Genomic DNA, 14,069 nt, shown 5'->3' with positions numbered 1-14,069 from the left:
TGGCTCGCGCGCCGGCTCGTGAGTCCGGCCGAGCGGCTGCAGCGGCAGCGCACGCACGTCCAGCAGCTCGCGGCGCGGCTGGCGTCGGCGGCGTCGCGGCCGGTGCGCGATGCCCGTGCGCGTTTCGCGCTCGCGCAGTTGCGCTGGCAGCGCGCGCGGCCCGATGCGTCGCAGGCGCGCCACGCGCTCGCGGGGCTGTCGCAGCGTCTGGCCAGCGCGTTGCAGCGCCGTCACGAACGCGACACGGCGCGCGTGTCGGCCTGTGCCGCGCGGCTCGAGGTGCTGAGCCCGCAGCGTACGCTCGAGCGCGGCTATGCGGCGCTGATCGATGCGCAGACGGGCCGTGCGGTGCGCGCGCCGAACGCGCTGAAGCCGCAGCGGCGCCTGACCGTGCATCTCGCCGAAGGCTCGGCCGACGTGTCGCTCGCCGACGTGCAGCCGCGGCTGACCGATACGATCTGACGCAAGAAGCGGCGCGCGAGACACGCGAGGATCGTCGCAACGCATGCGGCACGGCCGGGCACGAATGCTGCGCATCGTCCGGTTCGTCCTGCCGGACGTCGCGCCAGCAGCGCTTTTCCGCATACCGCGGATAAATGGCCCGTGAGTTTGCGGGGTTATTCGTCCTCGCCTACAATCGGACGCTCGGCAGCATCCAACACAGCCTCCCTACATACTCAACGAAGGAATCGCCATGGCTCATACGCTCCCGCCGCTCCCGTACGCTGAAGACGCACTCGCGCCGACCATCTCGCTCGAGACGATCCAGTACCACTACGGCAAGCACCATCAGGCATATGTGACGAACCTGAACAATCTGATCCCGGGCACGGAATTCGAAAACCTGCCGCTGGAAGAGATCGTGAAGAAGTCGTCGGGCGGCATCTTCAACAACGCCGCGCAAGTCTGGAACCACACGTTCTTCTGGAACAGCCTGTCGCCGAACGGCGGCGGCGCACCGACGGGCGCGCTGGGCGACGCGATCAATGCGAAGTGGGGTTCGTACGACGCATTCAAGGAAGCGTTCACGAAGGCCGCGGTCGGCACGTTCGGTTCGGGCTGGGCATGGCTCGTGAAGAAGGCCGACGGTTCGCTCGACATCGTGTCGACGAGCAACGCTGCCACGCCGCTGACGACCGCCGACAAGGCGCTGCTGACGATCGACGTGTGGGAACACGCGTACTACATCGACTACCGCAACGCCCGTCCGAAGTTCGTCGAAGCGTACTGGAACATCGTGAACTGGGACTTCGCCGCGAAGAACTTCGCGTAAGTCCGGTGCCTGCGCGCCGCCACGGCGCGCAGCATCGAAAAAAGCCCTCGTTTCGAGGGCTTTTTGTTTTTGCGCGGCCCGAACGTGCCGCGCCCGCCGGATCAGCCGGCGATGCCGAGCAGCCAGCCGAGCGCCGCGCTCGCGATCACGACGGCCCATGGCGGCACGCGCCAGAACACCAGCGCGACGAAGGCGACCAGCGCGGCGGCCAGGTCGCGCGGCGCGACGATCGTATCGGTCCAGACCGGGTGATAGAGCGCGGCGAGCAGCAGCCCGACGACGGCCGCGTTCACGCCGGCGAGCGCGGCCTGCATGTGCGCGCTGCGGCGCAGGCGTTCCCAGAACGGCGCGGTGCCTCCGATGAGCAGGAACGACGGCGCGAAGATCGACACGAGTGCGATCGTGCCGCCGAGCCAGCCGTTCGGCGCATCGCGCAGCGACGCACCGAGGAATGCCGAGAACGTGAACAGCGGCCCCGGCACGGCCTGCGCGACGCCATATCCGGCGAGAAACGCCGAATCGCCGACCCAGCCGGGCGCGACCACGGCCGCCTGCAGCAGCGGCAGCACCACGTGCCCGCCGCCGAACACGAGCGCACCCGTGCGGAAGAACGCATCGACGACGGCGAGCGTATCGGAGCGCAGCACGCGGGCCGCGAACGGCAGCGCGACGAGCAGCGCCGCGAACAGCAGAAGCCACAGCACGCCCGCGCGGGACGACACGTGCAGCGGCAACGGTTCGTGCGCGTCGCGCGCCGGTTGCGGCAGCAGCACGACACCGGCCGCGCCGGCCACGACGATCACCGCGACCTGCGTCCAGGCGGCCGGTGCGAGCAGCGCGACGCAGGCGGCCGCGGCCATCAGCGTGACGCGCCGCGCGTCCGGGCACAGCGTGCGCGCCATGCCCCATACGGCTTGCGCGATCACCGCGACCGACACGATGCGCAGCCCGTGCAGCGCGCCGGCTTCGATCGGCGCGCCCGTCGCGTGAACGCCGAGCGCGAACAGCATCATCAGCAGCGCCGACGGCAGCGTGAAACCGAGCCACGCGGCGAACATGCCGGCATAGCCGGCGCGCGCGAGACCGATCGCCATCCCGACCTGGCTGCTCGCCGGCCCCGGCAGGAACTGGCACAGCCCGACCAGATCGGCATAGGTGCGCTCGGTGAGCCAGCCGCGCCGCGTGACGAATTCCGCGCGAAAGTAGCCGAGATGCGCGACCGGCCCGCCGAACGACGTGAGCCCGAGCCGCAGGAACGCGATGAAGACGGGCCACGGATGACGGGCGGGGGCGGGGAGGGTCGACGTGTTCAAGGCGGTGCGCGCGGCTGGCGGAACGAGTCGCCACGATAGCGCAACTCGGCGGCTGCGGGGCAGCGCGCAGCGTCGACAAAGGCCTGCCGAGGCCGTTGCGCGGCGTTCAGGACGCGCCGTCGCCGAGCCCGCTCGCGCGGCGCAATGCGTCGATGTCCACGAGCTCGATCTCGCCGACGTGCAGCCGCACCACGCCGTCGGCCTGCAATGCCTTCAGCAACTGGTTGGTGGTCTGCCGCGTCAGCGACAGCATCGACGCGAGCGTTTCCTGCGACAGCCGGATATGCGTGCGCCCGGCGCTGATGCCGCCGTAGCCTTCGGCGATCATCAGCAGCCGCGCGGCGAGCCGCTGCGCGGCCGGCATCACGCTCATCGACTCGACGGTCAGGAAGCTCAGGCGCAGCTTTTGCGCCATCAGCAGCGCGAACTGCCGCCAGTATTGCGGCGTCGTATCGAGGATCGCGAGCAGCGCGGCCTGGGGCACGTGCAGCAGCAGCGCGTCGTCGAGCGCGATGGCGTCGTGCGTGCGCGGCTGGCCGTCGAACAACGCGATCTCGCCGAACCACGTGACGGGCTCGGCCACCGTCAGCAGCGCTTCCTTGCCCTGCGGATCGACCGCCCCTATCGTGAGTGAACCGGCCAGTACCGCGTACAGCCCGCACGGCGGGTCGCCGCGCCGGAACAGCGCGTGGCCGGACGGCAAGCGGCGCAGCGTCGCGCGGGCGATCAGGGCGGCGCGCAGCGCGGGCGGCAGCCCGGCGAACCACGGGTTCGCTTCGATCTGCGGCAGGTACGGGGCGAGCGAAGAAGGCATGGGCACGCGATGTCGGGTAGCTGACAGAGGTTCTCGGGCGTGACGCGCATCATAGCGCTCAATAACCGATCAGGAGACGCCATGAAGACCCTCGAAGATCATCTTTCCCAGTATGCGGCCTACCATCGCGACGCGCGCAACATCGCGACGCATCTGGTCGGCATCCCGATGATCGTGTTCGCGGTCGAGGTGCTGCTGTCGCGGCCGGCGCTCGGGATGCTGGCCGGCATCGCGCTGTCGCCGGCGCTGCTGCTCGCCGTCGTGTCCGCGCTGTTCTACTTGCGTCTCGACCTGCGGTTCGGGATCGTGATGACCGGGCTGCTCGCCCTCGGCCTGTGGGCCGCGCAGTCGCTGGCGCCGCTGCGGACCGCGCAATGGCTTGCAATCGGCATCGGCGCGTTCGTCGTCGGCTGGATCGTGCAGTTCGTCGGGCACTGGTTCGAAGGCCGCAAGCCCGCGTTCGTCGACGATCTGGTCGGCCTGATCGTCGGGCCGCTGTTCGTCGTCGCCGAGGTCGCGTTCTTCGTGGGGCTGCGCGGCGACGTACGCCGCGAAGTCGAGCGGCGCGCGGGCCCGGTGCATGGCGGCGCGCATTCGCATGTCTGATGCGTCGGCCGGGCCGGTCTGCGTATTCGGCGCGGGCGCGATCGGGTGCTACCTCGGCGGCCGCCTCGCGGCAGCCGGCGCGCACGTCACGCTCGTCGGCCGCGCGCGGATCGGCGACGCGATTCATCTGCACGGACTCACGCTGACCGACCGGCGCGGCTATCGCGGGGCGCTCGCGCCGGCCGATGTCCGATTCGCCACCGATCCGGCCGCGGCGGCCGCCGCGCGGCTCGTGCTCGTCGCGGTGAAGTCGGCCGCCACGCGCGAGGCCGCCGCGCAACTGGCCGGCGTGCTGCGGCCGGGCACGATCATGATCAGCTTCCAGAACGGCCTGCACAACGCCGACGTGCTGCGCGACGCACTCCCGCAAGCGACCGTGTTGGCCGGCATGGTGCCGTTCAACGTGATCGAGCGCGGGCCCGGCGCGTTTCACCAGGGCTCGGCGGGGAGGCTGGCGGTCGACGCGTCGCCTGCGCTGCAGCCGTTCACCGGCCTGTTCGCGCGGGCCGGCCTGCCGCTCGTGCTGCATCGCGACATGCGCACCGTGCAGTGGGCGAAGCTGCTGCTCAACCTGAACAATGCGGTCAATGCGCTCGCGAACCTGCCGTTGCGTGACGAGCTCGCCCAACGCACGTACCGGCGCTGCGTCGCATTGGCCCAGCGCGAGGCGCTGCACTGGCTGGCGCGGGCCGCGATCCGGCCTGCGCGCTTGACGCCGCTGCCGGCCGCATGGATTCCGGCGATGCTCGATCTGCCCGATGCGGCTTTCCGCGTGCTCGGCGGCCGGATGCTCGAGATCGATCCGTTGGCGCGCTCGTCGATGTCCGACGATCTCGCGGCGCATCGTGCGACCGAAGTCGAATGGATCAACGGCGAAATCGTGCGGCTGGCCGGGCGCTTCGGCGCGCCGGCGCCCCGGCGCCGGTCAATGCGCGGCTGTGCGCGCTCGTCCACGACGCGGAAAGCGCGGCGTCACGTCCGGTGTGGCGCGGCGATGCGCTGTGGGCCGACCTGGCCGCGCAGGCGCCGCGTGCGGGCCACGTGCCGGCCGCGTAGGCCGGCGTCGCGGCGCTTGCCGACGGCGCGGGCTGGGCGCAACGACTAAGATGCGGAGTGCGTCATCCGACGCCCTTGCGGAGCAATCGCCATGGTGGATCGCCCAACTCTCGATGCCTACGACGCCCATGCCGCGCAATACGCGCAGGACTGGCTCGACCAGGCTGCGCCCGACGACATGTACGCGCTGCTCGAACAGCATTTCTCGCCGGGGCTGACCGCCGACGTCGGCTGCGGCGCGGGGCGCGACACGGCCTGGCTCGCGTCGCGCGGCTTCGACGTGCGCGGCTACGACGCGAGCGCCGCGCTGCTCGATGAGGCGCGGCGGCGCCATCGCGATCTGACGTTCGAACTGGCCGCGCTGCCGGCGCTGGCCGGCGTACCGTCCGGCGCGTTTCGCAACGTGCTGTGCGAAACGGTCGTCATGCATCTCGAACAGGCGGATGCAGCGGCGGCTGCCGCGCGGCTGGCCGATCTGCTGATGCCGGGCGGCACGTTGTACCTGAGCTGGCGGGTGGCCGGAAGCGGCATGTTGCGCGACGAGCGCGGCCGCCTCTATACGCCGCTCGATTCGGCGCGGATGCATGCGGCGCTGGGCGCGGGCGTGCACGTGATCGACGAACACGAGGTCGTCAGCGCGTCGTCCGGCAAGCGCGTGCACCGGCTGATCGTGCGCAAGGCGGGCGGCGACGCGTGAGCGCGCCGCGCCGGCGAACTCACTCGCGGCTGAGCGCCGCTTCCCAGTTGATGTCGACGCAGAGCACCTGCATGCCCGTCGCGGCCGGTGCGGCGATCGACGCGGTCACGCACAGGTGCGCCTCGTTGATCGACAGGTAGGGCGGCGTCAGATGCACGCCGCCGGGCGCGCGCATCGCGTCGATGAAGTACGGGCGGCGTTCCCAGCTCGCGCCTTCGGAATGCAGCAGCGGGCGGAAGCGCTTCGCACGTTGCGACACGCTGCCGCGCGCGAGCACGTTGTCGCCGATCTGGCGGCCCGACGCGTCGAGCAGGAAGCAGCGCGCGGTCTCGGGCAGCCCGAGCACGGCCGCCGCCGCATCGGTGAGCGATTCGCCCGCGCCGAGCTTGCGGCTCGCGTCCTCGAGCGCGGCCACGTACGGCGCGAGCCGTTCGGCCTGCGTGCGTTCGCGCTGCGCGACGCGCAGCCGCAGCGCGGCCGACAGCGTATCCATGCAGCCCGCGGCGGCCTGCGGCTGCACGGGATCGACGCTCGGCCCCGCGAAGTACTGGCCCTGTACGAAATCGACGTCGCATTCGAGCGCGATCAGCGCGTCGCGTTCGGTCGCGAGCCCGCCCATCAGCACGAGCTGGCCGGATTCGTGCAGCAGCGACACGAGCCCCGGCAGCACGCGTTCGAGATGCGAGTGCTCGCTCGCCTGCGCGAGGATGCCGCGGTCCAGCGTGACGATGTCCGGATGCAGGTGCCACACGCGATCGATGTTCGAATGCTTCGCGCCGAACCCGACGAGCGCGATCAGGAAGCCGGCCTTGCGCAGCCCGTCGATGATCGCCGCATAGCGTGGCGTCTCGCCGCCGGCCTGTTCGGGCACCTCGAGCACCACGCGGTGCGGCGGCAGCCCGAGCGCCTTCAGGTTCGCGAGCAGCGCGTCGCCGTAGATGGTGTCCATCAGCGCGGCCGGATGCAGGCTCAGGAAGAGCCATTCGTCGTGGCTGTCGAACGCGTGGAAGTTACCGAGATGCAACGATTCGGCGAGCCGGCCGAGCTCGAGCAGGTCGCCGCGCCGCGCCGCCTGCGTGAACACCTCGTGCGACGCCACCTGGCGGCTTTCCTCGTCGTGCGCGCGCAGCGACGCGTGATAGCCGATCGCGCGCCGGTGCGACACCGAGAACACGGGCTGGAACACGCTGAACACGGTGTAGCCGCCGTACAGCACGGTGCGTCGGTTCCCGTCGTCGCCGGCGACCGGGCGGGGCGGCTGAAAGCCGGGGGGATCGATTTCGATCATGCTCATGATGTCGGCCGAAGGAAGACTCCCAGTTTACCTACAGAATACGCGAGCAAGAAGTATGCACGGCAGGCGCCGTGTGCGGCCGCCCGCCGCTGCCGACATGCGCACGCGTGTCGGGCCGCGTTGCACCGCGATGGTGCGTTCCGGCCCGATTCGGCGCGCGCCGCGCGTCACGCGCGCTCGGACGGGTCGGTCTTGCGCGCGGTGCTGCGGATCTCGGGTGCGAGCTGCGCGAAGATCCACGCGGACGCGGCCGTGATGATCCCGACGCAGATGAAGGTCGCATGGAACGCCGGCAGCGTGTTGCTCGGCGTCACGGTGCGCAGCATGCCGGTGAACGTTGCGAGCAGCGCGCCGGCGACCGTGACGCCGAGGCTCATCGACAGCATCTGCACGAGCGAGAACAGGCTGTTGCCGCTGCTCGCGCCGCCGGTGCCGAGATCCTTCAGCGTCAACGTGTTCATCGCGGTGAACTGCATCGAGTTGAAGCCGCCGAACAGCGCGAGATGCACGACCTTCACCCACACCGGCACCGTGTCGCGCATCAGCGCGAAGCTCGCCATCATCACGCCGACCATGATCGTGTTCGCGAGCAGCACCTTGCGATAGCCGTGCTGCGTGATCAGCCGCGTGATGATCCGCTTCGAGAACATGCCGGCCGCCGCGACCGGCAGCATCATCAGCCCGGCCTCGAACGCCGAGTAGCCGAGGCTCACCTGCAGCAGCAGCGGGATCAGGTACGGCATCGCGCCGCTGCCGATCCGCGCGAACAGGTTGCCGAGCAGCCCGACGCTGAACGTGTGGATCTTGAACAGCTCCAGCGAGAAGATCGGCTGCGGCGCGCGCACCGCGTACAGTCCGTACGCGACGAAGCACGCGAGGCTCAGGATCAGCAGCACCAGCACGGCCGCGTGCTGCATGCCGAGATCGGCGAGCCCGTCGAGCGACAGCGAGATCGCGACCATGCCGATCGTCAGCAGCAGATAGCCCTTCAGGTCGAAGCGGCCGGCGGCCGGGTTGCGCGAGTCGGGCATCGAATAGAAGGTCGCGATGCAGCCCGCGACGCCGACCGGCACGTTGATCAGGAAGATCCAGTGCCACGACGCGATCTTCACGAGCCAGCCGCCGAGCGTCGGCCCGATCAGCGGGCCGATCAGGCCCGGAATCGCGACGAACGACAGCGCGGGCAGGTAGCGTTCGGCCGGAAAGGTGCGCAGCACCGCGAGCCGCCCGACCGGCAGCAGCATCGCGCCGCCGACCCCCTGCACCACGCGGAACGCGACGAGTTGCGTCAGCGTATGCGCGTTCGCGCACAGCAGCGAGCCGAGCGAGAACACCAGGATCGCGCTGAAGAACACGCGCCGCGTGCCGAACGTATCGGCGAGCCACCCCGACACGGGAATCATCACCGCCATTGTCAGCGAGTATGCGATCACGACCGATTGCATTCGCAGCGGCGATTCGCCGAGGCTCGCGGCCATCGACGGCAGCGCCGTGTTGACGATCGTCGCGTCGAGCGTCTGCATGAAGAAGCCCGTCGCAACGAGCCAGAGCATCACGGTGAGGTTCTTTTCGCCGGGAGCGGCGGCGGGCGGGCGTTGGAACATGACGGCGGGGGCGGTGGCGCGGGACAGCCGACATTGTAGGGAAAGCCGCCGCGCCGTGCAGGTTCGGCGCGGTATGTCGTGTGGCCGCCGACCGGACTGGCTCGGACCGGCTGCGGGAAGCCTGTCCCCGTCGGACGGCCAGTACAGTTCAGCCAAAAGTGTCTGCGGCCGTATCTGTCCGTGTGCCGTCACTGTCCGAAATACTGGCGTCATCGAACCCGTGCGACCAGGAGGCTGCCATGCGCGAACTGCGACTTTACGTGATGGACGGCGACGAGCCGGCCGGACGGTGGCGGATCGTCGATCGCACGCTGCTCGAAGTGGCCGAGGGCGACGTGTGGGTGACCGTCGAGGGCCAGCCAGACGATCACTGGCTGAGTGCCGGGGCGTCCTTGGCCTTGCTGCCCGGCATGCGCGCGTGGGTCAGCGCGGGGCCGCGCGGCGCGACGTTCGCATTCGGCCCGCTCGCGGCACCGGCCGTGCGCACAGCGTCTGCATGGTGGCGTCCGTTCGCCGTGTGGCGCGACGGCCGGCGTCACGCGGCCGCGTCGCTGCCGACGTAGCGGGCGCGCGGCCGGATCAGCTTCCCGTCCGCGTACTGTTCGAGCGCATGCGCGATCCAGCCGGCCGTGCGGCCGGCCGCGAACAGCGTGAATGCCGCGCCGTCGGGCAGCGCGAGCGTGCGCTCCAGCACCGCGAGCGCGAAATCGATCGTCGGCCGCAGGCCCGTCGCCGCTTCGACGCGTGCGGCGAGCGCGTGCGCGACGCGTAGCACCGGCCGCTCGGGCGCCGCCGCGTGCAGCGCATCGAGCAACGCCCGCGCGCGCGGGTCGCCGTCGGGGTACAGCGGGTGTGCGAAGCCTGACAGGGCGGTGCGGCCGCCGTCCGCGCGTTCGTCGTGCGCCAGCCGCAGCGCGAGGTAGCGATCGAGATCGGCGGCGCGGGCCGCTTCGTCGAGCAGCGTGCCGGCGCGGAACGTCTCACCGCCGTGGCGCGGCCCCGACAGCGCCGCGAGCCCGCCCGAGATCGCGCCGAACAGATGGGTGCCGGTCGACGCGATGCAGCGTACCGCGAAGGTCGACGGATTCAGTTCGTGATCGGCGCACAGCACGAGCGCGCGCCGCAGCAGGTCGGCTTCATTGCGCCGCCGCACGCGCCACGCGGCCGCGAGCTGTTGGTGCACGGGCGCGTCGCCCGGCGCGATGCCGGCGAGTGCGGCCGTCGCGACGCGCAGCAGCAGCGCCGCGGAATCGAGCTGTGCGTCGCGCCCCTGCGCCCACAGGCGCGGCAGCGACGCGGCGGCGGCCGGCAGCAGCACCAGCGTGCGTTCGAGCGGCGCGAGGTGCGCCCAGCGACGCGCCCAGTCGTCCCACTGCGCCGCGTCGAAACCGGTCGACGCGAGCGACGCGGCGGCCAGCCGCGCGGGCGCACAGTCCCACAGCCGCGCGGCCGTTTCTTCGAGTGTCGCCGCGTCGGCCAGCGCGATCGCATCGGTGCCGCGGTAGCGCAGGCGACCGTCGGCGATCTGCGTGATCCGCGATTCCAGGACCGGCACGCCCCAGTCGAGCGAACGTTCGGCGACGCCGCCCGCGCGCTTCGCGTCGGCGCGGCGGCGCGCGAGCAGGCGCACTTCGTTGGCGTCGTAGCGGCGGCGCTTGGTCGCGCCGTCGGGCAGCGAGCGCAGCAGGCCGCGGCTCACGTACGCATAAAGGGTGCTCACGCTGACGCCGAGCATGCCGGCGGCTTCCTGCGCGCTGAGAGACGTCATGCCGGTTGCTCCTGTCGCCGCGCATGAAGCGCGGGCCCGCTACAACTATTCGTTATGTATTGATTCGCGCAATCAAGATTGATCGCGCCTGACGCGAATTCTAGACTCGATTCCGTCTCCTCAACGGCGTCTCCTTCACCATGACACCCGATTCCGCCTTGGCGCATCTTTGGCAACTCGCACGCGGCGAACGCGACACGCTGGCCCGCACGACCGTGACCGGGCAGGACCCGACGCTACCGTCGACGTTTCATGTCGGCACGCTCGCCGCCGCGACGATCGCCGCAGCCGGGCTCGCGGCAGCCGAATGCCATCGGCTGCGGACGGGCGTGGCGCAATCGGTCGACGTGTCGGTGCGCGACGCGCTCGTGGCGTTCCGCAGCGAACGCTACCTGCGCGTGGACGACGGCCCACCGCCGGAGTTGCGTCATCCGGTGACCGGCTTCTTCGAGACGGGCGACGGACGCTGGATTCAACTGCACGCGAATTTCCCGCATCACCTGCACGGTATTCTCGACGTGCTCGGCTGCGGCCGGCAGCCCGCCGACGTCGCCGCGGCGATCCGCACCTGGGACGGCGCGGCGCTCGATACCGCGCTGGCCGACGCCGGCCTGTGCGCGGCATTGATCAGAACCCCTGACGAATGGGCGGCGCACGAGCAGGCGCGCGCGATCGCGTCGCTGCCGCTGTTCGAGATCGAGCGGATCGGCGACGCGCCGGCCGAGCCGATCGGCCGCGGCGACGCCAGCCAGCCGCTGGCCGGCGTGCGCGTGCTCGATCTCACGCGCATCATCGCGGGCCCGGTCGCGGGCCGCACGCTGGCCTCGCACGGCGCGCAGACGCTGCTCGTCAACGGTCCGCACCTGCCGAACATCGCGCCGCTCGTGATCGACAACGGGCGCGGCAAGCGTTCGACGTGGATCGATTTGCGCGACGCGGAAGGCGTCGATACGCTGCACGCCCTGGCGCGCGAGGCGGACGTGTTTCTGCAGTCGTACCGCCCCGGCGCGCTCGCCGCGCGCGGTTTCACGCCGCATGCGCTGGCGGCGCGGCGGCCCGGCATCGTCTACGTGTCGGTGTCGGCGTACGGGCATGCAGGGCCGTGGGCGCAGCGGCGCGGGTTCGACAGCCTCGTGCAGTCGGCGAGCGGCATCGCATGGCACGAGCAGCAGGCCGCGCAGGCGAGCGGGCCGCGCCATCTGCCGTGCCAGGCGCTCGATCATGCAACGGGGTATCTCGCGGCGTTCGGCGCGATGATCGCGCTCGCCCGGCGGGCGCGCGAAGGGGGAAGCTGGCACGTGCGGATGTCGCTCGCGCAGACGGGGCGCTGGCTGCAGTCGTTCGGCGCGGTGCCGGACGGGCTGCAGGCGCCCGATCTCGCGCTGGCCGACGTGCGCGACCGGATCGACCGCATCGCGTCGCCGTTCGGCGCGCTCGATACCGTGCGGCCGGCCGAGCGGTTGTCGGCGACGCCGCCGTCGTTCGCGCGGCCGCCCGTGCCGCTCGGCACCGACGACGCGCGCTGGCTGTGAGGGGAGGCGGCGCGGCTCGCGTTACTTGCGTAGCTCGACGACGAAATCGTAGTAGTCGTTGCGGCAGTAGGTATCGGTCAGTTCGATCGCGCGCTGGTCGGACGTATAGCCGATCCGCGTGATCAGCAGCAGGGCGTCGTGGGGGGCGATGCCCATCTGCTCGGCGATCTCGTCGGTCGCGTTCACCGCGCGGAAATGCTGCAGCGCGCGCACGATCGGTGTGCCGCGCGCTTCGAGATAGCTGTACAGCGAACCGGCGATTGCCTGCGGATCGGGAATCAGCGTCGCGGGGAACGTCGAGTTCTCGACGGCCATCACGATGCCGTCGGCGAGACGCAGGCGTTTCAGGCGCGTAACCGATGCGGCCGGCGACAGGCCGAGCTGGATCACTTCGTCGCGGTTGGCGGGCTGGATTTCGCGCGCGAGCCACTGCGAGCTCGGCTTGAAACCGCGGCGCTCGAGCATCTCGCTGAAGCTCGACAGCCGCGACAGCGGGTCCTCGTAGCGCGGCTGGATGAAGTTGCCCGCGCCTTGCGTACGGCGGATCAGGCCTTGCTCGACGAGCAGCGCAATCGCCTTGCGCGCGGTGATGCGCGACACGCCGAGCGCTTCGGACAACACACGCTCGGAAGGCAGCGCTTCGCCGGCCGTCCAGCGGTTGTCGTGGATCGCATCGCCGAGCTTGCGGGCGAGCTGCAGGTAGAGCGGCGTATCGTTGTCGGGGTCGGGGCGCAGGTCCTGCCAGCGGTCGTCCGTGGGTGCCTTCATACAATGGGTATCGATCAGGTTGCGGCCATTCTAAGTCATCATGCCGCGCCGTTATAGCCGGTTTTTGCCGCGTAATAGGCCGGGGGCGCACCGATTGACTACACTGATGCGTCGTATCCGATGCTTCGGCCGCGATGGGCGGCCACGAATCCGCGACGAGGACACGCATGACAGACACGATCGCCACGGTCGTCTTGCCGAACGGCGAGACGATTCCGAAGCTGGGCCTGGGCACCTGGGAAATGGGCGAGCGGCCGGCGCGGCGCGCGGACGAGATCGCCGCGCTGCGCGAAGGCATCGAACTCGGGATGACGCTGGTCGATACAGCCGAGATGTACGGCGACGGTGCGACCGAGGAACTCGTCGGCGACGCGCTCGCCGGCTTGCGCGACGACGTGTTCCTCGTCAGCAAGGTCTACCCGCACCATGCGAGCCGGCGTGGCGTCGTCGCCGCGTGCGACGCGAGCCTCAAGCGCCTGCGTACCGATCGCCTCGATCTATACCTGCTGCACTGGCGCGGTTCGGTGCCGCTCGCGGAAACGGTCGAGGGCTTCGACGCGTTGCAGCGCGCGGGCAAGATCCGCCACTGGGGCGTGAGCAACTTCGATACGGCCGACATGGCCGAACTCGTCGACGAGGCGGGCGGCGGTGCGTGCGCAACCAACCAGATTCTCTACAACATCGCGCGACGCGGCCCGGAATTCGACCTGCTGCCGTGGCTGGCCGACCATCGTATTCCGGCGATGGCGTACAGCCCGGTCGATCACGGGCGGCTGCCGAAACGCTCGCCGCTCGACGAGATCGCGCGGCTGCGCGGCGTGTCGGTGATGCGCGTCGCGCTGGCGTGGGTGCTCGCGCAGCCGGGCGTATTCGCGATTCCGAAGGCGTCGCGGATCGAACACGTGCGCGACAACCGCGCCGCGCTCGATGTCGTGTTCAGCGATGACGAGCGCGCGCAGCTTGACGCATATTTCCGTCCGCCGCGCAGCAAGCGCGCGCTCGAGATGCTCTGACCGACTTCGGCCGGGCAACGCGTCGGGTCAGTGGTTGCCGCCGGACGATCCGCCGTTGCCGTGACCGCCGCCATTGCCGTTGCCGGTGCCATGGCCGTTGCCGACGCCGTTGGCACCGCCGTTGCCGGCGCCGCCGCTGCCATTGCCGTTACCGTTGCCGCCGCCATTGCCGTGGCCGCCGGTGCCGTTGGCGCCGCCGCTCCCGCCGCCGTTACCCGCGCCTCCACCGCCGTTACCGTTGCTGCCGCCGGCATTGCCACTGTTGCCGCCATTGCCACGGCCGTTGCCGACGCCGTTGGCGCCGCCATTGCCGGCTCCGCCACTCGCCGTT

General features: G+C 70.6%; 15 protein-coding genes. 8 read left to right on the top strand and 7 right to left on the bottom strand.

Features of this window, described 5'->3' with window-relative positions; genetic code table 11:
• The coding region (locus AP428_RS10315) for an exodeoxyribonuclease VII large subunit (protein WP_304502888.1) at positions 1-462 on the top strand (462 nt) is incomplete at its 5' end.
• Between the two features lie 232 nt (positions 463-694).
• Entirely contained in the window at positions 695-1,273 is a 579-nt protein-coding gene (sodB, locus tag AP428_RS10310) for a superoxide dismutase [Fe] (protein ID WP_011546040.1), read from the top strand.
• Positions 1,274-1,374: 101 nt separating this feature from the next.
• Here sodB and chrA read toward each other — a convergent pair whose 3' ends face one another.
• Both chrA and AP428_RS10300 read right to left on the bottom strand, forming a co-directional pair.
• Positions 1,375-2,586: a chromate efflux transporter gene (gene chrA / locus AP428_RS10305; protein WP_011694375.1), complete on the bottom strand. Its 1,212-nt coding sequence runs from the start codon at positions 2,584-2,586 to the stop codon at positions 1,375-1,377.
• Between the two features lie 106 nt (positions 2,587-2,692).
• Positions 2,693-3,400 carry a Crp/Fnr family transcriptional regulator gene (locus tag AP428_RS10300; RefSeq protein ID WP_011546038.1) on the bottom strand — a complete coding sequence of 236 codons (708 nt, stop codon included), beginning with the start codon at positions 3,398-3,400 and terminating at the stop codon, positions 2,693-2,695.
• Between the two features lie 81 nt (positions 3,401-3,481).
• On the opposite strand from AP428_RS10300, the gene AP428_RS10295 reads away from it, so the two are divergent.
• From AP428_RS10295 to AP428_RS10285, 3 genes are read left to right on the top strand one after another with little or no spacing between them, the layout of a single operon-like run.
• Positions 3,482-4,006 (top strand): DUF962 domain-containing protein, encoded by a 525-nt coding sequence (locus tag AP428_RS10295; RefSeq protein WP_011546037.1) that lies wholly within the window; start codon positions 3,482-3,484, stop codon positions 4,004-4,006.
• Positions 3,999-5,111: a 2-dehydropantoate 2-reductase gene (locus AP428_RS10290; RefSeq protein WP_011546036.1), complete on the top strand. Its 1,113-nt coding sequence runs from the start codon at positions 3,999-4,001 to the stop codon at positions 5,109-5,111. Before AP428_RS10295 ends, AP428_RS10290 begins: the two co-directional genes overlap by 8 nt.
• A gap of 42 nt (positions 5,112-5,153) precedes the next feature.
• Positions 5,154-5,759, top strand: coding sequence for a bifunctional 2-polyprenyl-6-hydroxyphenol methylase/3-demethylubiquinol 3-O-methyltransferase UbiG (locus AP428_RS10285; RefSeq protein WP_011546035.1), 606 nt, complete (start codon positions 5,154-5,156; stop codon positions 5,757-5,759).
• A 19-nt stretch (positions 5,760-5,778) separates the two neighbouring features.
• On the opposite strand, the gene AP428_RS10280 is transcribed toward AP428_RS10285, so the two are convergent.
• Both AP428_RS10280 and mdtD read right to left on the bottom strand, forming a co-directional pair.
• Complete coding sequence (locus tag AP428_RS10280) at positions 5,779-7,053, bottom strand: EAL domain-containing protein (RefSeq protein WP_011546034.1); 1,275 nt, start codon at positions 7,051-7,053, stop codon at positions 5,779-5,781.
• A 167-nt stretch (positions 7,054-7,220) separates the two neighbouring features.
• Positions 7,221-8,657 (bottom strand): multidrug transporter subunit MdtD, encoded by a 1,437-nt coding sequence (mdtD, locus tag AP428_RS10275; protein ID WP_011694373.1) that lies wholly within the window; start codon positions 8,655-8,657, stop codon positions 7,221-7,223.
• 239 nt (positions 8,658-8,896) lie between these two features.
• On the opposite strand from mdtD, the gene AP428_RS10270 reads away from it, so the two are divergent.
• A complete protein-coding gene (locus tag AP428_RS10270) occupies positions 8,897-9,220 on the top strand; it encodes a DUF2917 domain-containing protein (RefSeq protein WP_011546032.1) in 324 nt (107 codons plus the stop codon).
• Here AP428_RS10270 and AP428_RS10265 read toward each other — a convergent pair.
• Entirely contained in the window at positions 9,193-10,425 is a 1,233-nt protein-coding gene (locus tag AP428_RS10265; RefSeq protein ID WP_011546031.1) for a citrate/2-methylcitrate synthase, read from the bottom strand. The two genes, AP428_RS10270 and AP428_RS10265, sit on opposite strands and share 28 nt — an antisense overlap.
• Before the next feature lie 140 nt (positions 10,426-10,565).
• Here AP428_RS10265 and AP428_RS10260 point away from each other — a divergent pair, with 140 nt between their 5' ends.
• A complete protein-coding gene (locus AP428_RS10260; RefSeq protein ID WP_011694372.1) occupies positions 10,566-11,957 on the top strand; it encodes a CoA transferase in 1,392 nt (463 codons plus the stop codon).
• Positions 11,958-11,978: 21 nt separating this feature from the next.
• Here the strand turns inward: AP428_RS10260 and AP428_RS10255 are convergent, their stop codons facing one another.
• Entirely contained in the window at positions 11,979-12,725 is a 747-nt protein-coding gene (locus tag AP428_RS10255; RefSeq protein ID WP_011546029.1) for a GntR family transcriptional regulator, read from the bottom strand.
• 167 nt (positions 12,726-12,892) lie between these two features.
• Here AP428_RS10255 and AP428_RS10250 point away from each other — a divergent pair, with 167 nt between their 5' ends.
• Positions 12,893-13,738, top strand: a complete 846-nt coding sequence (locus AP428_RS10250) for an aldo/keto reductase (RefSeq protein ID WP_011546028.1) — start codon at positions 12,893-12,895, stop codon at positions 13,736-13,738.
• Between the two features lie 27 nt (positions 13,739-13,765).
• Here the strand turns inward: AP428_RS10250 and AP428_RS10245 are convergent.
• Positions 13,766-14,069: hypothetical protein (locus AP428_RS10245; protein WP_197285593.1), on the bottom strand; the 304-nt coding region annotated here is incomplete at its 5' end.

Source organism: Burkholderia sp. E168m22, assembly GCF_001319805.1.
Lineage (GTDB): Bacteria > Pseudomonadota > Gammaproteobacteria > Burkholderiales > Burkholderiaceae > Burkholderia > Burkholderia orbicola.
This window is presented reverse-complemented; position numbering and strand designations above follow the sequence as displayed.